The organism is Methanocaldococcus villosus KIN24-T80, from assembly GCF_000371805.1.
In the GTDB taxonomy this organism is placed as follows: domain Archaea; phylum AGJL01; class Methanococci; order Methanococcales; family Methanocaldococcaceae; genus Methanocaldococcus; species Methanocaldococcus villosus.
The window spans coordinates 1,174,561-1,193,404 of the sequence record NZ_AQUK01000001.1 but is presented as its reverse complement, the minus strand read 5'-3'; the positions used below and the strand labels follow the sequence as shown (position 1 = coordinate 1,193,404).

Below are 18,844 nucleotides of genomic sequence, written 5' to 3'. Positions count from 1 at the left end.
TTATAGGTGAAAAAATGATTGGAGATTATATAAAAGATAGCTATAATTATATAAAAAATAATTTTAGCAAATTTTTAATTGGAGGTATCCTATCTTTAATTTCTGGAATTTTTTTAGGAGTTATGACATTTTTTATTAGTTATTTGGGAAATTTATATGATATAAGCAGAGTAGTTTTTTTAATACCAATATTTATTATAATGTTTATCATTTTATTAACAATCATCTTTATTATATCAGGTTATTATGTTAGAGTTATGAAAAACACTGTTGAGAATAAAGAAGCTCCTGATTGGGATAACATTTGGGAATTGTTTGTTAGTGGGTTGTTATACACTGTTGGAATGCTGATATTGTCAATAATTTTCTTAATAATTCCATTTATAATTATATTAATGGCAATATTATTTATAAATATTAATACAAAATTATCAGTATTAACAATTATTTTAGGGCTTTTATTATTTATTCCATTTATTTTATGCCTAACCCTATATCAACCTTTAGCATCTGTAAATTTCTCTGTTAATGGGTTCTTTGGATTTTTTGAGTTTAGAAAAATATTTAAACTAATGTCTTTAAAGTATGTATTGCTATTAATAGTAGTATTTATTATATCTTTTATAGTTAATCTTATTATAAGCATACCATTTATAATCCTGAAAATTGTTTTTCTCATTGCCAATAGCGATATTTCTTTTATGATAGCAGATATTTTAGAATCAACAGTTTCATTATTTGTAAGCTTTTTCTTAGGGATATTCTCATATAGATGTTATAGCCTTTATTATAAAGATAAAATTGGTGAAAGATGATGGAGATAGGTATTGTAGGAGCTGGGTTGGGGGGATTGTTAGCTGGAGCTATATTATCTTATAATCATAAAATAACCATTTTTGAAAAACTACCTTTTTTGGGAGGTAGGTTTACAAATTTAAATTATGATGGATTTCAACTAACTACTGGAGCTTTGCATATGATACCACATGGTAGTAGGGGATATTTAGCAAAAGCTTTAAAGATGGCAAAAGCTGATGTTAAGATAGTTAATTCTAAACCTGATGGAACATTTTTAATCAATGGAAGAGAATATTTATACAAAGATTTGTTTGATTTACTAGGGGTTAAGGATAAAATAAAAGCCTTAAAAAAAGCTACAAATCTAAAATTAGGTATAGTTGATTATAACCAACCTTTTGGAGAATTTTTGGAAGATGTTGATTTGGCATTAATGATAGGAAAGGCATTTACTGGATGGGCTTTAAGCTTAGATGTTTATGAAGTTACAATGAAAGAAATTATAAACATTGCTAATAACTATTATAAATTTAAAGGTCCTGGAGTTCCCATAGGTGGGTGTAAAGCTGTTATAGATGAGCTGGTTAAAATAATTGAAAGAAATGGGGGGAATATTATAAAAGAGTATGAAGTTAAAAAAATAGAGGTGGAAGATAAGGCATATATTGATGATAGGGAGTTTGACATAGTTATTAGTAATATATCTCCAAAAGAAACTCAGAAGATGTGTAATATAAAATTTTTAGATAAAAAAATAGAGCCATCTAAGGGGATAAAGATAAGTATTGCTTCAAAAAAAGGGATAATTAAACATAATGGTGTCCTATTTACACCAGAATGTGAAAGAATAAATGGGTTAAATCAGGTTACTAATGTAGATAAAAGCTTAGCTCCTGAAGGATATCATTTAATAATGACTCATCAAGCTCAGATTTCAAACAATGTTAAAAAAGAGATTGATTTAGGTTTAGAGGATATAGATAAATTGTTTAAAAATATAGATTATAAGATATTACATATACAGAGTTATAGGGATGATTTTCCAGTAAATCATGCTAAAAATGGACATGATGTGGGGAATATTATAAATGATAGATTATATCTAGTTGGTGATGGAGCAAAAGGAGGAGATATGGAAGTTGAGGGAATAGCTATTGGGGTTTTGAAGGTTGTTAATCATATTAACCAATTAAATCTTTAATCTGTTTTGCAGATTCTTTTGGATTGTTAGCTTGATATATAGCTCTTCCAACAATAATATAATCTTTCTCATCTAATATATCTTTTATTTCTTCTATTTTTCCCCCTTGGGTTATAATGCCAGGAGTCATAACAGGAAGAGATGAGATCTCTTTCAACTTCTTTAATCTTTTTGGTCTTGTAGATGGGGCTACTATATAATCAGCTTTAAGATTTTTAGCCAATAATGCCAAATCTTCAGCAATTGGTTGCATGTATCTAACAGCTCCAGGATGACTCATTTCAACTACAACAGCAGTCTTTTTTCCCATATTTTTAGCTATTTCAATAACAGCTTTTAAGCTATCTTCTCCAACAAATCCATGAGCTATTATTCCATCAGCATATTTAAGGGAAATTTTTGCTATTTTTTCATTTGTAGCTGGAATATCAGCCAGTTTAAAATCACATATAATCTCTTTATTGTACCTCTTTATTTCCTTCAATATCTTTATCCCATATGGTAAAACTAAAGGATATCCCACTTTAATAGCATCTATGTAATCAATAACATTATCTAAAATTCTTATAGCTGTCTCCTTATCTTCTACATCCAATGCTAGCATTAGCTTCATTTTATCACAAATAGAAAAATTAAAGTTTTAAATAATAAACTTTTCAGCTTCTTTAGAAACTCTTGATGATATCTCTGATATCTCTTCAGTAGCTTTTGAAATTTCTTCAACAATTCTGCTCATCTCTTCTGCTGAAGCTGTTAACTCTTCAGCAGTTGCAGCAAACTCTTCTGATATGGAAGCGATGTCTTGAATATGCCTTAAAGCTGTTTCAACGTTCTCTTTTGAATTCTTAGCACTCTCTTGAATTCTAACTATAGTTTCATTAGCTTTATCGATAGCCTCTTTTATCTTTAAGAATGCATTATTAACTTCATCTATAACAATAACTCCTCTATCAACAGCCTCTTTTCCAGTTAAACCAAGATCAATAGTTTTCTCGATAGCTGATCTTATCTCTTCTACAGTTTTATTTATATCATCAACAGACTTTCCTATCTCTTCAGCTAATCCTTTTATCTCACTAGCGACAACTGCGAAACCTCTTCCTGCCTCTCCAGCCCTTGCAGCTTCAATAGATGCGTTTAATGCTAATAATCCTGTTTGTTCAGCGATATCTTTAATTAAAGCTGTTATTTCATTTATCTTCTCACTCTTCTTACCAAGCTCCTCTAAAGCCTTTCCAAGCTCATCAATAATATTCGCTATTCTCTGCATAGCCTCAATAGCATTTTCAACGTTCTTAACCCCTTCATTAGCTTTCTCATCAACTACAGCCATCGCTTCTACTCCTTCCTCAGCAGCTTTAAGTGTATCTTCAGCCATCTTAGCTGTTTCTTCAACCTCCTGTGTTAAATCTTGCAACTTATTAGATTGATCTGTCGCTGCAACAGCTACTTGGTTAGCTGCATCTGCAACCTGTTCAGCAGTTTCTTTAGCTCTCTGAGTCTCTTCTCTTAATGCGTTTATCTCTTTATTTAGATTAATTATTTCCTGTCTTAATGATTTAATAAGATTTTGCATGCTTTCAACAGCCCTATTAAATGCCTCCTGAGCTTTACTTCTTTTATCTTTTACCTCTAATCTAACAGTTAAATCTCCTTTTGCTAACCTATCCATAGCTTCTCTAAGCTCCTTAAATGTCTTTCTAATAGCTTTTCTATCACTGTCTATAGTTTCTATTAACTCTTTAATCTTATTAATCATATGTAAAAAGCATTTTTCTAAATCTCCTAACTCATCATTACCAAACTTTATCTTTGGTTTAACATCATAATTTCCATTAACAACCTCCATCAACATTCTTTTTAAATCCATTATTGGGGCTATTATTGCTACTTTCACTACATAGTAAGATAGTGCTCCAATAATTATAGCTATTACCATCATAATAATAACTATAGTTTTAACAAGTTCTATTTTCTCTTCACTATTCTTTTGATATATCATAACAGCTTTATTTTGCTCATTAAACAAAACTTTGGAATTATTGCGAATGTAATTAACTGCTTCTAAGAAATTTGGATCTCCAGGAGAGCTTTCTAATACAACATTAATATTCTCCTTATATTCTTTCCATAACTTTTTAACCTTTAAAAGCTGATCTTTAAATTCACCAGAAGCTTCTGGAATTCCTCTCTCTTTATCACCATATAATAAAGTATTGAGATTTTTTTCAAACATGTCAGATTTTTCTTTTAAAACATTCTTAACATCTTCACCATAACTTATCATGGTTGTGTATTTACTCATATCTTTAATTAAACTTCTTTCCATACTGGCAATATTCATTATCTCAGCATCTTTTTTCATACAATCAATTACACATAGTACTAAACCTCCTGTAATGAGATTAATTATAACCAATGCTAAAACAATGCCTAAAAGCTTATACTTTATGGGAATATTTTTTAGCAAAATACCACCCATTTAAAATTATATACCCCCATTAGAAATATTTACTTTAAAAAAATATATTAAGTTTTTGGAATTTATTAAAATGAATAAAAAAGAATTATTCATCTTTATTAGGAAATCTTCTATATAAACACTTTGGATAATTGCTACATCCCAAAAATTCCCCTTTTTTTGTTTTAACTACTCTTAATTTAGCTCCACACCATGGACATGTATTTTCATCAATTTTACTCATTATCTCTTCTAATATAGGTTTTTTATTACACAATCTATTTCTATTAAAGAATATCTTATTATTAACAGTATCTACATATATTATATAGTGTTTAAACAAATTAGCATTTTCAAGATCAATGATAAGCTTATTATCATTTACATTTAATCCTTCAGTTATTTGCATGTTTGTTTTTACTGGCAATAAATAATACCCCTGCCCAGAGCTTTTCAATAATCCCATATTATATTTTATTCTACCTATAAGCCAATTATAATCTCTATTAGCCACAAACCTAATTGTTTCATCTAAATCATCAAATAGGTTTATGCTATCTAAGGTATCTTTAACAAACTCATCTTTCTTATAAACATGTTTTAATAATTTTGTGGCATTTTCAATAAATTCTTCTTTATCTATCTTTATCAACAATAACAATCCAGTAAAGGCATTAGCTACAACATATTTTTCTTTTTCAATAATATCTCTTCTATCAAACTGATAATACAATCTAACAAAAATCTGCTTTCCTTTAGGAGTTTCTACTTTTTTTATATCATAATATTTTTCATAATTATTTGTAATCCCATAATAATAAACAGGTAACTTTGCATTTTCAAGTCCAATTATTGATATAAATCCTTCAGGAACTTTCCAATTTTGATTAAATGTTTCATCACTTAATTTAGTTATATTAATATGTATATCTTTTGATAAAATGTTAAATAACTCTATCATCCTCTCACCTATTTGGTGTTGGTAAATCCTCATCTTCTGTTTTTATTGATAGTAATAAGGGTTTATTTCCTCTCAAATATCCTTTTACAACATCTTCTATTTCTTCATAATTTTCAGTTTTATAAGCATCAATATTAAAGCTTTCAGCAATTTTAACAAAGTTTGGATTATTTATTGTTTTAAATCTTCCCAATTTATGATTTTCAAAGATAACAATAAGAATTTTTAAATTATTTTCAGAAATAACTTTTAACTCCTGTAGATTCATTATAAAGCTACCATCACCATTTATAGATACAACCTCTCTATCTATTCCATAATCAAGACAGGCTAACTTAACCCCAATAGCTGTTGGTAGTGAAAATCCCATACATCCAAATGAATGAGAGGCTATTAAGCTCTTTGGAAGATAACATTTTTTTAATAAACATGTGAAAACAGTGTGCTTTCCTGCATCATTAACAATAATTGCATCATCAGGTAGTGAAGATATTAGAGTATAAATTTTCTTAGAGTAATCTCCTTTTGGAGTAAAGTATAATTCTTTTTCAAACCATAAATTATCTAAGCTGATGTTATTAAATAGCTCTTTTACTTCTTTAATATCATTTGGATAAAAATTTATATTTATAGTCTTTTTTAAAAGTTCATTTCTTACACTCTCTACATATGTGTTATAAGACAGTGAAGATCCAATATTTATAATTTTATCAGCTTCTAATAAAGATTTTATATCTCCTCTCCTCCCTACTAAGCCTATACAATTATCAGAATTCTCAGATATCACCCCTCTAGCAGGAAAAGTTGTAGATATAGGAATTTGAACAGATTTTAAGATTTTATTTATTTTTATAATATCTTTATATGGCATTAAACCATATATTCCTTGACCAATTAATAATAGAGGTTTCCTACTCTCTATATCTATATTAAAATTATAATTATATTTATATTTTATATAATCTCTAACTTCCACTTCTTTATCATAACAGTCCAGGGATATATTTATATGTATAGGTCTTCTACTATATAAACATTCATAAAATGCTTTCACAAAATCTTCATATTTTGGATCAAAATAACCTTTATAAATATTTAAAAAATTCATATCTATTTCTTGAAAATAATTTTCCCCTCTGTATTTCTTATAATTTCTACCTGTTATTAATAAGATTGAGGAATTATCTTTATAAGCATTCAATGCAGGGGTTACTAAATTTCCTGCGCCAGGTGTTGAAGATATTGCAACTCCAATATAATTTGTTATCCTTGCATATCCCTCAGCCATAAACCCTGCTCCCCTCTCATCTCCAGCTAAAATATTGTTTATCTTACTATTTTCTACTTCTTCACATAGTGGTAAAACTTGCTCTCCTGGGTAGTAGAAAAGGGTTTTTATATTCCTTTCTAAGAAATCTACAATAGCTTCTAAAAATTTCATAAACTCACCTCAAAGTGATACTATGGAAAACCCTTTTAAAAAAATTCCTACTATACTTATGCCTGATGAGCTTATGGAAAAAGCTCTAAGAAGAGGAGAAAAAGTTGCTAATGAAATGAGACAAAAACCATTACCATCTTTAATAAAAAGTAAAATGGTAGAAGAGCATAAAGTTAGGACTATTGGTTCTGTTGTAGCTGACAATTTACAGAAAGTTATTGATAAAGCCCCTGCAGTTAGAAAACTACCAAAATTTTATCAAGAGATGGTGGAAATTCTTGTGGGGATAGATGAGTTTAAAAAATCTCTTGGAGCATTTAAATGGGCTTCAGATTTGGTTAAGAAGCTTACAAATGAATATGCAAAAAAGATTAGAAGATCAAGGACTCCACAACAGGCTGCTAAATTTAGAAAAGAATTTGTTGGTAGAGTAAAATCTATACTAAAACAGATCCACCCTGAAATGGCATTTATTGCTGTTGCAAGGGAGAAATTAAAGGATTTACCAACTTTTAAAGATTTACCAACTATAGCTATAGCAGGTTATCCAAATGTTGGAAAGTCTACAATATTAAAGGCTTTAACTGGAGCAGATGTTGAGATTAATAATTATCCATTTACTACAAAGGGAATAAATGTAGGTTATATGGACAATATTCAAATGCTTGATACCCCAGGTCTTTTAGATAGACCACTATATGAGAGAAATGATATTGAGCTTCAGGCAATATTGGCATTAAACTATTTAGCTGATATAATACTCTTTGTTATAGATGCTTCAGAGTATTGTGGGTATAGCTTAGATGAGCAAATCAGTTTATTAAAAGAGATTTCTGAATTATTTAAATTACCTATAATTTTAGCTATTAATAAGATAGATCTTATTGATAAAGAGAGATTAAATAAAATTAGGGATATGTTAAAAAATTATGAAGTGATAGAGATATCAGCTGATAAAGGAATTAACTTAGATAAACTTAAAGAGATTTTAAAGAAGAGAGCTATTGAAAGTTATAAATCAAAATTAAGGTGTTAGTCTATGCCTATCTCTTGGAAAGAGGGCACACTCTCTTATGTTCTCTCTCCCTGTCAGAACCATAGTAAATCTCTCCGCCCCTAACCCCCAACCTGCATGTGGGGGCATCCCATATTTAAATGCCTCTAAATAATAAGTAAATGCATCAGGGTTTAAACCTTTTTTCTTAATATTCTCTACTAAGAGATCATAAAGATGTATTCTTTGAGCTCCTGAAGCTAATTCAAGATCTTTATACATCAAATCAAAAGCTTTACAATATCTATCATCTTTAGGCATTGTATAAAATGGCCTAATATCTGATGGCCAATCAACTATAAAATAAAATCCACCCATTTCTTCTCCAATGGCCTTTTCAGCTTCTCTACTTAGATCCTCTCCCCAATCTATTTCTACTCCTTTTTTCTTAGCAATTTCTATAGCTTCATCATAGGTTATCTTATCAAATTTCTTTGGTAATTCTAACTCCACTCCAAGCAACTCTAACTCCTTTTCTCTATTTTTTAAAACATCTTTTATAGCATTATGTACCACTTTCTCTAACATTTTAATAGCTTCTACATCATCTGCAAATGCCATTTCAACATCTATAGAAATTGCCTCATTTAAATGTCTTCTTGTATTATGCTCTTCTGCTCTAAATATAGGAGCTATTTCAAAAACCCTATCTAATCCTGTAGCCATTAACATCTGTTTATACAACTGAGGACTTTGGCTTAGAAAAGCTTCTTTTTCAAAATAAGATATTGGAAAAAGTTCAGTACCTCCTTCTGTACATGAAGCTACAAGTTTTGGTGTATGAACTTCTATAAAACCCTCTTCATAGAATGTATTTCTTACAGATTTTAACATTTCATGCCTAATTTTAAATATAGCTTGAATTTTAGGCTTTCTCAAATCTAAAAACCTATTTTCTAATCTTGTATCTAACTCTGCAGGAACTTTTTCTGCAGGATCTAATGGAAGAGGTCGTTTAGCTGTGTTTAACACATCCACTTCTAAAGGTAGGATTTCGAAACCGTTAGGAGCTTTTTCATTTGCAACAACTTTACCCTTAACAGATATAACATCCTCTACTCCCAAACTCTTTATCTTCTTAAACAAATCTTCTCCAACTTTCTGTTTTGGCACAACAATCTGAATAAACCCTTCTCTATCTCTAAGGATAACAAATATCAATTTTCCTAAAGCTCTTATAGAATGAACCCATCCTGCCACTTTAACAATTTCCCCATCCATATTAGCTGACAATTCAGAAGAATAATGAGTTCTCATTGTTTCCCACCTATAATAGCTATATCTCTTAAAGCTTTAGCTTTCCAAAATGTATCTTCTATTTTTTCAACTATTTCTAAAGCTTTTTTCTCATCACCAATTTTAGCAATTTTGCAACTTATGTTATATAACACTATAGACTTATGGACAGGATTATCAATCATATCAGCAATCTTTAAAACTTTATTTAATACTTCATCATAAGATTTCCCTAACATCCCTAAATCTCTAACAATACAAGAAAGTGCTAATGCTTTCCAAAAGTTTGATTTTATTTCTTTAGCTAATTCTAATGCATTATTAAACATCTCATTTTTTGACATACCACAAACTACACTTTTTAATGCTTTATCACTTTTTATAGCTTTTGATATTTCTATTGCTTGATCATAATCCCCTGTTTTTACTAAACATATAGCTATTTTTGTCAATGCAGTGTCTCTCCAAAACTCATCTTTTATATTCATTGCTGATTCAACAGCCATATTTATATAGTTTTTATATTGTTTTTTTGATTTATAAAGATAATATGCAATATAAATATAAGCCTCTGTTTTCCAAAAATGATCCTTTATTCTCTTGGAAAGTTCAATAGCTTTCTCTATATTCCCAATTTTTAAAAGATCCAATATTACTGTAGATAAAACTCCATCTCTTTCCTTTTCATCTAACTTTTCAACTATTTTTAAAACTTCTTTAACAACCTCTCTACTTTCATCTAAATCTTTTATAATTCCTAAAATATCAGATAAAACTTTAGCTTTTTCATCTATCTTTAATAATGAAGTATTTTTTAGTGCTTCACTTATCACATTTTTATATGACTCATGAACTTCTGCTAAGGTATTAGCTATTTTAGCTAAAGTTATAATATATTCTTCCATCTTACCATACTTCTTAGCCAATTTAAAAGATCTTTTTAATAATTCTTTACAAGCTTCCCTATCCTTAGCTAATTTTATTGCTAAGCTGTTCAAAGCTTCTAATCTTATTGACTCCTCATCAATTTCATTAACTATTTCTAAAGCTTTTTTAAATTCATTTAATTCACAGTAACCTTCAGCTATATCTTTTAGTAAATTACCTCTAACATAAGGATCTCTAATATTTTTTGCCAATTCATAAGACTTCTCTAAAAGTTCAAAATTCTGCATATTTATCACTTTATTCTATGGGTCTAAATTTATATCCATAAACTATAACCCCATCTTCACCTTCTTCTTTTATTTTTCTAAAAACAGTTTCTACTGGTAAGCCAATTTTAATTTTATCTAAAGGACAGTCAACAATTTGCCCAGTTACCTTTACCCCCTCTTCTAATTCAACTATAGCAATTATATAAGGAGCCTCCTTTTCAAACTCTTTTGGAGCTGTGTGTATAATAGAATAGCTATAAACCTTTCCTCTTCCACTAAGCTTTATTTCTTCAAACTTTGTTTTCCTTCTACATTTTGGACATAACTCTCTTGTTGGGAAATATACTGTGTTACAATTTAAACATTTAACTCCTATTAAATTATATCTCTCCTTTATATGTCTCCAACTTCTAACAACCATAGTTATCACTCTATGTATATTTTATTATTATTTAAATCAACAATCTTTATGTCCCCTTCAAACTCTTTTTTTTCACCAAATAAGTCATAGGCTATAATTTTATTATTCTCTTTCTTTACAAAAATCACATCCTCCATAACTAACTCATTTTTAAAATATAAATTACAGCTACACATATTTTCACCTTTTATCTGAAAGGATATGAACACAAACTGTCCCACCTGTACCTCCAACATTAACAGCTAAACCATAACCATTCTTTATTTCAACCTGTCTATCTTTAACCTCTTTATCTCTCTTTAACTGCCAATAAATCTCTCCTACTTGCCTAATTCCTGTAGCTCCTAATGCATGTCCTGCTGCTTTTAAACCACCACTGGGGTTTACTGGCTTTTTTCCATCTATCCTTATATCATCCAATAAATATTTAGCTTCCCCTTTCTTACAGAATCCAATATCTTCAAGTAATATTAAACCATTTATAGCAAAACAGTCATGAACTTCAGAAACATCAATATCCTTAGCCTCAATTTTAGCCATCTTATAAGCTTTCTCTGAAGCTATCTTAGCAGCTTTTAGTTCAGTTATTTTTTCTCTACTGTGTAAAGCTATTGTATCACTAGCTTGAGCTGAAGCTTTAATATATATGATATCATCACTATTTACAAACTCTTTAGCCTTTTCAGCTTCGCATATAACTAAAGCTGCTGCTCCATCTGAAATTGGTGAGCAATGTAATAATCTTAATGGATCAGCTATAATTGGAGAATTCATAACTTGTTCTAAAGTAACTTTATTTCTGAACTGTGCATACTTATTCTTAGATCCATGTTCATGCATTATTACACTCCACATTGATAACTCTTCTAATGTTAAACCATACTCATACATATATCTTCTAGCCATCATAGCATATAAAGATGGAAAGGTAGCTCCAAAAATAGCTTCCCATTCTTGATCTGCTGCTGATGATATGGCTTTTGTAGGATCAACAACATCAGTCATCTTTTCTACTCCACCTACTAAAATAATATCACTTGCTCCACTAGCAACATTTAATATAGCCTGCCTCAAAGCTAAACTTCCTGATGCACATGCTGCTTCAACTCTGGTGGCAGCTATAGGATTAAGTCCAGCGTGATCAGCTATTAAGCTTGCAACATGCTCTTGCCCAACAAATAAACCAGAACTCATATTTCCAATATATATTTCATCAATGTCCTTTCCATCTATACCAGCAGCTTCTACAGCTTTTACTCCTGCCTCTACTATTAAACTTCTAAAACTTCTTTCCCATAATTCTCCAAATGCTGTTTGCCCATAACCTATAATAGCAACATCTCTCATATAATCACCATAATAATATTATGATGATAAAACCTATATATAATTGTCGAAATTTTATAAGTTAATTGGTGAATATATGGAAGTGGAGAAGATTATAAAATCAGTTATTAAAGACTTAAATCCTAGATTTAAGAAAAAAAGTTTAAAAGAGTTATTAAATGAAGATAGGCCATATATATTAGTTAATGGGAAAAGGCATAGAATAAAAAGGAGAGAGTTAGAGTTATTAAAAGAGATAGCTAGTGAAGATTTAAAGCTGCCTATAGTTTTAGAAGTAGATCCATCAATAAATGCTATTGTTGTGAAAGGTAAAGAGGAGGTTAAAGTTGTAGCAAAGATCTTAGGAAAAGAGATAAATATATTCTCTGAAGAAAATATTCTTTATATCTATAAGCCAGAATTAAGAATTGTTAGGAGAGAATTACCTACAGCAACTCAGCTAATATTTAAATTACCTTTGGATTGAGAGGATGAAAAAATATTATGGTAAAGACCCAATAAAGAAAATATTTTATAATAAGAAAAATAGGGAGAAGATATTTAAAATATTTTTTATTGTAAATATATGGGTATGGTTTTCCATCTTTTTAGGAGCTTTAATATTTATTTTTTTAGTTGTTAAGAGGGTGATACTATGAACTACTTTATTTGGCTATTTGCTATTATATCATTAACCTTCTCTGCTTTAGCTGGATTAAGATTAGCATTTAAAAAAGGTACAGCAAATGTTTTAATTGGGGAATCTATTATAACTGTTGTTATAGGAACAATGATAGTAGTTATCTCTGAACAGTACAATATAGCTTTTGCTGATACTATAGCTTTATCTCTTTTTATTTCTGGGATTGTTGGGGCATTAGCTTTTGCTAAAATCATAGGTGGAGATAATGGAAAATAATGTTTTTATTGTAGTCCCAGCATACAATGAGGAAAAGATGATAACTAAAACATTAAAAGCTTTAAAAAATGAAGGATACAAAAATATTATTGTTGTTGATGATGGTTCTGAAGACAACACTTATGAGCTTGCAAAGAGAGAAGGTGTTATTGTTTGTAGGCATTTGATTAATAGAGGTTTAGGAGGGGCATTAGGGACAGGAATAAAGTGTGCTTTATTATATAAACCAAAGTATATAATAACCTTTGATGCTGATGGACAGCATGATGTTAAAGATATTAAAAAAATAATTGAAGCTTTAAAAGAGAATGATTTTGTCATTGGTAGTAGGTTATTAGATAAGAATGAAATAAAAAATATGCCAATTATTAAGAGAATTGGAAATTTTATTTTAAATCTATTAACTTTTTTGATGGGAGGATATTATGTCTCAGATAGTCAGTCTGGATTGAGGGGTTTTACATATGATGCAGCTAAAAAGATTATAAAAGAGTTAAAAAGTGATAGATATGAAGTTTCTTCAGAGTTTATAATTATAGCTAAACAGTTAAAATTAAAGGTAAAAGAAGTGCCAATAAAAACAATATATACTGATTATTCAATAAAAAAAGGGACAAATGTTTTAACTGGAATAAAAATATTAATTAAGTTGATTTGTCAAAAAATATTATAAAAAATTTTTTACTGTTTTTTCATGAATATTAGATAGGCAGCTACTAATATTATAATTGCTAATATTACTGCTATTATTAACATATTATTAGCTCCTTTAGCTGGTTTTTCTGTGGAAGGTTGTTTTTCAACACTTGTAGTTTTATTCTCCTCTTTTATTTCTGTTTTATTTTCTGTTTCTTCTTTTATTTCTTTTGTTGTTGTAGTTTTATTCTCCTCTTTTATTTCTTTTTCTGTTGTTGTAGCAGCTTTAGCAACTACTGATAAGATACAGAATCTCTCTAATTTAGCTTTATATTTGTAACCATCTCCAGTCTCACTTACTAGTTCAGTTGGTAAGTCTTCCCATTTGTCTTCAATATCATCCCATCTCTCTAATACAACTTCATCTTTTCCAAATCCTTTCTCTTTTAACCATGATTTTGGAACTTTAAACTCAACTTCTCCTTTTGGTTCTACAAGTTCTCCAGTGTCTTTGTCAACAAATACAATTTCAAATATTGAGTAAGGAGTTCCTGATGGAGGAGCTGTAACTTTTGAAGGTAATGATTTGACAATAGCTACTATAACTTGTAAGTTCATTTCTTTATTTAGCTCAATAATCAGTTTTTCTAATCCTGCTAAACTTGATATCTCTTTATCTATACTTATTTCAACTTTTTTACCAGGTTCAACTTTTATTTCTTTAACAATGTATTTTTCTGGTTTTGATTCTAATAAGCTTTTTACTCTCTCTTCACTAGTTTCTTCACCAGTTGTTGTTCTTTTTCCTCCACCACCAGTGGTTGTTTCTTCTATACCTTTAACTGTAACTTCACAACTTGAGGCAAACATTTCCCCACTTTTCAAAGAAACAATTAATGTAAACTTGTAAGTCCCAGCTTCATTAGGTTTCCATTTTATATTATATTTTATTATAGCATTTGATGGAGAGTTTAAAACATTATAACCATATCCACTATAGCCATAACCATATCCATAACCATAATGCCAATTTAGATATCCATAACTACTATCATTTACATAACTATAACCATACCCATAACCATAAACTGCAGTGGTGTTTAGTAATTTAACTTCAATTACTTCACTATTTGTATTTGATAGGGATTTATTGGATAATACAGTTTTTCCAGGTTCTAATGTTAATGGAATTGGAACAGTGTCAACTTTTCCATCCTTTTCAACTTTGAGGGTTATATTTTTTATATTTGCCCATTCCCCTTTACTACTGAGTATTGTTACAGTAGCATCTATATTAACTACATCTCCAACATCACATTCTTGTGTTGAAGGAACTAAGCTAACTGAAACTGCAGCAGTTTGGGTAAGAACTAACATTGATGCTAGGATTGCTGTTATAAAAAAACTTACTATAGTTTTATTCTTAATTTTTATCATAACTTACACCCATTAATTTCAATATTTTATGTATATTTTAATTTCATTGTTATATATAAAATTTTCTTAAAAACTGATAGACTAAAAATAGGATAAGAATAATAATGGGAAGATAATAAGCTTTAGGGTATATTTTGGTAACTTCTGGAGTGTAATATATTAATACACTTAGCAAAATTAAACTAACAATTATTCTTAATTTTTGAAAAGATTCATTCCAATACTCAAAAAGTAAATTTAAAACTCCTATAACTAAAAAATAGTATGCTATTATGGCATCTACATTTGCTATATGTTCTCCTCTTAATATAAGATCAATTGCAGAGATTATTAAAAAAATTATAGCCAATAAAACAAATTTTTGCCCCACAGATAGTGAAATTATGGGTTTAAAGATTTTGTTTAATGTATTTATTATGAAGTTCAATAATTTGTTTAATTTTTGGATATAGGATATAATCACTATAACCCCCAATATTATCAAAAGATACAAAAATCTCTTTTCTACCCCTGGTAGGGCGTAGGGGTTGTAATGTTTATATATAAGAATAAAGACATAAATAATAAATAGCATTAAAAAAGTTTGTAAAACTATTTCCCTATATTCTGAGATTTTATCTTCCATGATTTAACACCTTATCTTTAACTAAATAGCCCATACACAAAATAAAGGCAAGTAATGAAATTATATAAGATGGTAAGCATATTTTATAAAATCTTTCATAAACTATTTTCATTTCTTTTTCATCATCATATTTATAGGCATTAACAACACCATAAGCCTTTAAAGGTTCTTTCCCATTAAATTTCCAATCTTTTGAATACTCTTCTGTAAATATTATATATCTTAGTGGTTTGTCTTTAATTATATACTCAACTGGGCTAACTTTTGTATAATTTAGTTTTTTATAATCCCTCTCATCTATTTTTTCATTTGTTAAATTCCAATTTGATGAGTTTACAGAATAAATTAAACCTTTAAATGCCTCATTTTTGAATACATAGAAGTTTTTGGTTTCCATTATTAATTTTAAATCACTTTGGTTGAAGAGGAAGAAGTAATTTTTATAATCTGCCTCTTTAGTTAATAATATATATTTAATTCCTAATGGAGTCACCAAATGTCCAAAGTTTTTTATTTTATCTTTTTTAGATAATAGATTATCAATATACACTTGGTAAGGTGTATATACTTGCCTATATATCCCAGGAACTTCGATGTTTTTAGCGGAGATAACTTCCTTATCGAAAAAATATGGAGCTGGGTTGGCTATACGCTTATCTTTATTAGGAACCCAATGAAAGTCCATGTAGAGATGCCAAGGGAAGAACAATACTCTAAAGTCATCTTTATCCTTGTTTAAAAATTCATTAACTTCATACCAATCTTTTGGAAAATCTGTTGGCTTTATTTGATGAGCAAATCCGTTGAAGAATGTAAAAGAATAGATTAGAGGAATAAGTAAAATTGCTAAAATTAAAGCATTTTTTATTATTGGTTTTTTATTTTTTAAGCTTTTTTCTATTTCTGCTAAACCTAAAGCACCTAGAAATGAATAAGATAGGCATAACATTGTCACGAACTTGTGTGTATCTCTCATTCCTTTAAATAGAAGTATGTGGTTAAATAAAAATTCAAATATTTCTGAAAATGGGCTTAATATTCCAGAGGCCAATATTAAACCTATAAACCAAATTAATGTAAAAGCTTTAACATAAATTCCAAGTTTTTTATTGTTACAATATGAGGTAAATCCATGCACTGCTAAGAATAGGATGAAGATAAATAATATTGGCCAAAATGGTAAGAAATCTTTTGCATAAATATATGCAGGTCTCCAAAATCCATGCATGCTTGCTAAGGTGAATAGGGCTGAGAAGGATTCTATGTGAGGAGCAAAAACATAGAGATCAGCTTTTGATATGTTGACAACAATACTTTGTTTTTCAGCAGTTATTGTAGGGATTAGCCAATAAGTATTTAGTATTAAAAATATTATTGATGAAAGGATAATTGGTTTTAGAATTTCTAAAGATTTGTTTTTATATATATAAAATGCTAAAACTATTAAAAAGATTAGAAATGCTATAAAAAGTGTATGGGCATTGAAAGCTACTAAAGTTGTTATTAATGAAAACTTTATAATGCTTTTTAACTTTTTTTTGTTTAATAGTTCTATAAAGTATTTTATTGCCAATGGTAAGATGGCATAAGCAAATAGTATTAGCCAGTGACCAACAACTATTCTTATGTAGGTGTAGGGATTTATCATATATAATAAACCAGCATATAACTGAGCTATTTTTGAGTCTGTGAAAGTTTCCATTAATTTGTTCATGGAACAACCACTAAGGAAAAGAATTAAGAATATTAGAAGTTTTTGGAAAATATCTGTTGGGATAAAAAGTTTGAGAATTTTTATTGGTAGTGAACCTCCATAAACTGGGACTGAAAAGCCATAAAATAAGGCTGTGAAATCTTCATTGTTTGGAGTGGGAATGCTGTCTAAGGTAAATATGTATTTACCAAAAAGAAATGGAGAGACTATTATTATTGACAAAATTAGATAAATTATTGTATTTCTCATTTAATTTTCCCTCCTTTTATTATATAAGGAACTTGCACTACAATTGAAAGTAACGAAGTTAAAATTAGAATATTTATAAAATTATCAATTGTTTTTGGAAATATAATAAAGGCTAAGATCTCAAAGATCAATACAAGAATTAATGGATAAGCAATTCTATTTACATTTAGAGAGATTAGATAATTCATAATTAAACCTGAGATTGAGAATAAAAGCATAGCCAAACCATACTTCCCTATGTACAGTTTAGCCAATAAGTATTTTTTTGAGAATAAAACTTTAATTACCAACTCTGGAAAGAAGATGTATGAAGTTAAGATAGGCAAGGTTAATAGGATTAGAAATATTATTGATTTTTTTAATAAATTTAAATGATTTAGGTTTTTTTCTTTGTACTCTATTGCCTTAGATAGGATTATGGCTTGTATTCCTCCTGGGAGAAAGAAGATGATCTTTCCTAATGTAGACACTGAGGAGTAGATCCCTGCTAAGTACTTTGATAAATAATGTTTGGCTAAGATAACATCTACTGTGGTTATTGTTGTGTAGGAAAATATTATGAGGAATATTAACTTAGATGTTTTGTAGAAGTTTTTTATGAAGTACTCTTTTGGTTTTAATTTAAGGATGTCCCTTATGAAGTAGAGAGATACTAAGTAGGAAATAATGCTTGAGAGTAAAATAGCTATTAAAGCCCCAAAAACTCCAAAAGTTAGGTAAACCAATAAAATTCCAAATAAGAACTTTGCTAAGGATGTTAAAGTATTTGTAAATCCCAATTTGGTAAATCTTTGCAAGCCTTGTAAGATTGCCAAATTTATTGGGTTGATAAAGATAAATGGGAGGTTTAGAAGGATTATTATGGTGTAAATATTTTTAATGTGTAGGAAGTTTGAGATTAGTGGAGATAGTATTAGAAAAATGATGGTTATTATTACTCCTAATATTAGGAATCTTTTGGTATAGTGGAGGAAGATATAATTTATTTCATTTAATCTATTCTTTGCCTTTAATTTTGAAATTTGAGGAGTTAGGGATGAGTTTATTACTCTTGGAAATATTCCTAAGATGAGAAATATAGAAAGTAGAGAAGCAACTACTCCATACTCTTCTGGAGTTAAGAGTTTCCCCATGAACAGTTGGTAGAGGTAATTAAAAAATCCTGAGGAAAAGTTGAAAAATGTTAGTATTAAAGATTCTAAGAGCAT

Annotated in this window: 19 protein-coding genes; 6 read left to right on the top strand and 13 right to left on the bottom strand. The window is 29.0% G+C overall.

The genetic code is table 11. From position 1 onward, the window contains the following. Positions 1–14: 14 nt before the first annotated feature. A complete protein-coding gene (locus tag METVI_RS0106820; RefSeq protein WP_004593987.1) occupies positions 15–815 on the top strand; it encodes a DUF4013 domain-containing protein in 801 nt (266 codons plus the stop codon). After that, a complete protein-coding gene (locus METVI_RS0106815) occupies positions 815–1,999 on the top strand; it encodes an NAD(P)-binding protein (RefSeq protein ID WP_004593989.1) in 1,185 nt (394 codons plus the stop codon). Before METVI_RS0106820 ends, METVI_RS0106815 begins: the two co-directional genes overlap by 1 nt. Here the strand turns inward: METVI_RS0106815 and pyrF are convergent. From pyrF to METVI_RS0106795, 4 genes are all read right to left on the bottom strand, one after another. Continuing rightward, positions 1,980–2,612, bottom strand: coding sequence for an orotidine-5'-phosphate decarboxylase (pyrF, locus tag METVI_RS0106810; protein ID WP_004593991.1), 633 nt, complete (start codon positions 2,610–2,612; stop codon positions 1,980–1,982). The two genes, METVI_RS0106815 and pyrF, sit on opposite strands and share 20 nt — an antisense overlap. A 27-nt stretch (positions 2,613–2,639) precedes the next feature. Beyond that, positions 2,640–4,469, bottom strand: a complete 1,830-nt coding sequence (locus tag METVI_RS0106805; RefSeq protein WP_017981148.1) for a methyl-accepting chemotaxis protein — start codon at positions 4,467–4,469, stop codon at positions 2,640–2,642. Positions 4,470–4,566: 97 nt separating this feature from the next. Continuing rightward, complete coding sequence (locus METVI_RS0106800) at positions 4,567–5,421, bottom strand: topoisomerase DNA-binding C4 zinc finger domain-containing protein (protein WP_004591612.1); 855 nt, start codon at positions 5,419–5,421, stop codon at positions 4,567–4,569. Between the two features lie 4 nt (positions 5,422–5,425). Beyond that, the gene (locus METVI_RS0106795; RefSeq protein WP_004591614.1) at positions 5,426–6,862 is read right to left on the bottom strand and encodes a thiamine pyrophosphate-binding protein; all 1,437 of its coding nucleotides are present in this window, start codon (positions 6,860–6,862) and stop codon (positions 5,426–5,428) included. A 22-nt stretch (positions 6,863–6,884) separates the two neighbouring features. Between METVI_RS0106795 and METVI_RS0106790 the strand changes: the two genes are divergently transcribed. Next, entirely contained in the window at positions 6,885–7,898 is a 1,014-nt protein-coding gene (locus METVI_RS0106790) for an NOG1 family protein (protein WP_004591616.1), read from the top strand. Here the strand turns inward: METVI_RS0106790 and aspS are convergent. Genes aspS through METVI_RS0106765 form a run of 5 tightly spaced genes read right to left on the bottom strand, consistent with a single transcriptional unit; the run spans position 7,887 to position 12,077 of the window. Next, a complete protein-coding gene (aspS, locus tag METVI_RS0106785) occupies positions 7,887–9,173 on the bottom strand; it encodes an aspartate--tRNA(Asn) ligase (RefSeq protein ID WP_004591618.1) in 1,287 nt (428 codons plus the stop codon). The genes METVI_RS0106790 and aspS overlap by 12 nt on opposite strands. Then, the gene (locus tag METVI_RS0106780; RefSeq protein WP_004591621.1) at positions 9,170–10,327 is read right to left on the bottom strand and encodes a hypothetical protein; all 1,158 of its coding nucleotides are present in this window, start codon (positions 10,325–10,327) and stop codon (positions 9,170–9,172) included. The genes aspS and METVI_RS0106780 overlap by 4 nt, the downstream gene beginning before the upstream one ends. Positions 10,328–10,337: 10 nt before the next feature. Further along, positions 10,338–10,730: a Zn-ribbon domain-containing OB-fold protein gene (locus METVI_RS0106775; protein ID WP_004591623.1), complete on the bottom strand. Its 393-nt coding sequence runs from the start codon at positions 10,728–10,730 to the stop codon at positions 10,338–10,340. 5 nt (positions 10,731–10,735) lie between these two features. Beyond that, complete coding sequence (locus METVI_RS07300) at positions 10,736–10,906, bottom strand: CooT family nickel-binding protein (RefSeq protein ID WP_004591626.1); 171 nt, start codon at positions 10,904–10,906, stop codon at positions 10,736–10,738. 4 nt (positions 10,907–10,910) lie between these two features. Further along, positions 10,911–12,077, bottom strand: coding sequence for a thiolase domain-containing protein (locus tag METVI_RS0106765; protein ID WP_004591628.1), 1,167 nt, complete (start codon positions 12,075–12,077; stop codon positions 10,911–10,913). Between the two features lie 76 nt (positions 12,078–12,153). Between METVI_RS0106765 and METVI_RS0106760 the strand changes: the two genes are divergently transcribed. The 3 genes from METVI_RS0106760 (at position 12,154) to METVI_RS0106745 (ending at position 13,648) form a co-directional block, all read left to right on the top strand. Continuing rightward, a complete protein-coding gene (locus METVI_RS0106760; RefSeq protein WP_017981147.1) occupies positions 12,154–12,543 on the top strand; it encodes a DUF61 family protein in 390 nt (129 codons plus the stop codon). Between the two features lie 168 nt (positions 12,544–12,711). After that, on the top strand, positions 12,712–12,975 hold the full coding sequence (locus METVI_RS0106750) for a hypothetical protein (RefSeq protein ID WP_004591635.1): 264 nt from the start codon (positions 12,712–12,714) through the stop codon (positions 12,973–12,975). Then, positions 12,965–13,648 carry a glycosyltransferase family 2 protein gene (locus METVI_RS0106745; protein ID WP_004591637.1) on the top strand — a complete coding sequence of 228 codons (684 nt, stop codon included), beginning with the start codon at positions 12,965–12,967 and terminating at the stop codon, positions 13,646–13,648. The genes METVI_RS0106750 and METVI_RS0106745 overlap by 11 nt, the downstream gene beginning before the upstream one ends. 8 nt (positions 13,649–13,656) lie before the next feature. Here METVI_RS0106745 and METVI_RS0106740 read toward each other — a convergent pair whose 3' ends face one another. From METVI_RS0106740 to METVI_RS0106720, 4 genes are read right to left on the bottom strand one after another with little or no spacing between them, the layout of a single operon-like run. Next, positions 13,657–15,048, bottom strand: coding sequence for a PGF-pre-PGF domain-containing protein (locus METVI_RS0106740; protein WP_004591639.1), 1,392 nt, complete (start codon positions 15,046–15,048; stop codon positions 13,657–13,659). 49 nt (positions 15,049–15,097) lie between these two features. After that, positions 15,098–15,673: a hypothetical protein gene (locus tag METVI_RS0106735; protein WP_017981146.1), complete on the bottom strand. Its 576-nt coding sequence runs from the start codon at positions 15,671–15,673 to the stop codon at positions 15,098–15,100. Then, positions 15,663–17,636 (bottom strand): hypothetical protein, encoded by a 1,974-nt coding sequence (locus tag METVI_RS0106730; RefSeq protein WP_236610562.1) that lies wholly within the window; start codon positions 17,634–17,636, stop codon positions 15,663–15,665. The genes METVI_RS0106735 and METVI_RS0106730 overlap by 11 nt, the downstream gene beginning before the upstream one ends. Then, a complete protein-coding gene (locus tag METVI_RS0106720; RefSeq protein ID WP_004591138.1) occupies positions 17,633–18,844 on the bottom strand; it encodes an oligosaccharide flippase family protein in 1,212 nt (403 codons plus the stop codon). Before METVI_RS0106720 ends, METVI_RS0106730 begins: the two co-directional genes overlap by 4 nt.

What these genes read in the sequence shown, in the direction of transcription:
- METVI_RS0106820 (WP_004593987.1), top strand. Translation starts at nt 15, where the DNA reads ATGATTGGAGATTATATAAAAGATAGCTATAATTATATAAAAAATAAT.
- METVI_RS0106815 (WP_004593989.1), top strand. Translation starts at nt 815, where the DNA reads ATGGAGATAGGTATTGTAGGAGCTGGGTTGGGGGGATTGTTAGCTGGA.
- pyrF (WP_004593991.1), bottom strand. Translation starts at nt 2,612, where the DNA reads ATGAAGCTAATGCTAGCATTGGATGTAGAAGATAAGGAGACAGCTATA.
- METVI_RS0106800 (WP_004591612.1), bottom strand. Translation starts at nt 5,421, where the DNA reads ATGATAGAGTTATTTAACATTTTATCAAAAGATATACATATTAATATA.
- METVI_RS0106795 (WP_004591614.1), bottom strand. Translation starts at nt 6,862, where the DNA reads ATGAAATTTTTAGAAGCTATTGTAGATTTCTTAGAAAGGAATATAAAA.
- METVI_RS0106790 (WP_004591616.1), top strand. Translation starts at nt 6,885, where the DNA reads ATGGAAAACCCTTTTAAAAAAATTCCTACTATACTTATGCCTGATGAG.
- aspS (WP_004591618.1), bottom strand. Translation starts at nt 9,173, where the DNA reads ATGAGAACTCATTATTCTTCTGAATTGTCAGCTAATATGGATGGGGAA.
- METVI_RS0106780 (WP_004591621.1), bottom strand. Translation starts at nt 10,327, where the DNA reads ATGCAGAATTTTGAACTTTTAGAGAAGTCTTATGAATTGGCAAAAAAT.
- METVI_RS0106775 (WP_004591623.1), bottom strand. Translation starts at nt 10,730, where the DNA reads ATGGTTGTTAGAAGTTGGAGACATATAAAGGAGAGATATAATTTAATA.
- METVI_RS07300 (WP_004591626.1), bottom strand. Translation starts at nt 10,906, where the DNA reads ATGTGTAGCTGTAATTTATATTTTAAAAATGAGTTAGTTATGGAGGAT.
- METVI_RS0106765 (WP_004591628.1), bottom strand. Translation starts at nt 12,077, where the DNA reads ATGAGAGATGTTGCTATTATAGGTTATGGGCAAACAGCATTTGGAGAA.
- METVI_RS0106760 (WP_017981147.1), top strand. Translation starts at nt 12,154, where the DNA reads ATGGAAGTGGAGAAGATTATAAAATCAGTTATTAAAGACTTAAATCCT.
- METVI_RS0106750 (WP_004591635.1), top strand. Translation starts at nt 12,712, where the DNA reads ATGAACTACTTTATTTGGCTATTTGCTATTATATCATTAACCTTCTCT.
- METVI_RS0106745 (WP_004591637.1), top strand. Translation starts at nt 12,965, where the DNA reads ATGGAAAATAATGTTTTTATTGTAGTCCCAGCATACAATGAGGAAAAG.
- METVI_RS0106740 (WP_004591639.1), bottom strand. Translation starts at nt 15,048, where the DNA reads ATGATAAAAATTAAGAATAAAACTATAGTAAGTTTTTTTATAACAGCA.
- METVI_RS0106735 (WP_017981146.1), bottom strand. Translation starts at nt 15,673, where the DNA reads ATGGAAGATAAAATCTCAGAATATAGGGAAATAGTTTTACAAACTTTT.
- METVI_RS0106730 (WP_236610562.1), bottom strand. Translation starts at nt 17,636, where the DNA reads ATGAGAAATACAATAATTTATCTAATTTTGTCAATAATAATAGTCTCT.
- METVI_RS0106720 (WP_004591138.1), bottom strand. Translation starts at nt 18,844, where the DNA reads ATGCTCTTAGAATCTTTAATACTAACATTTTTCAACTTTTCCTCAGGA.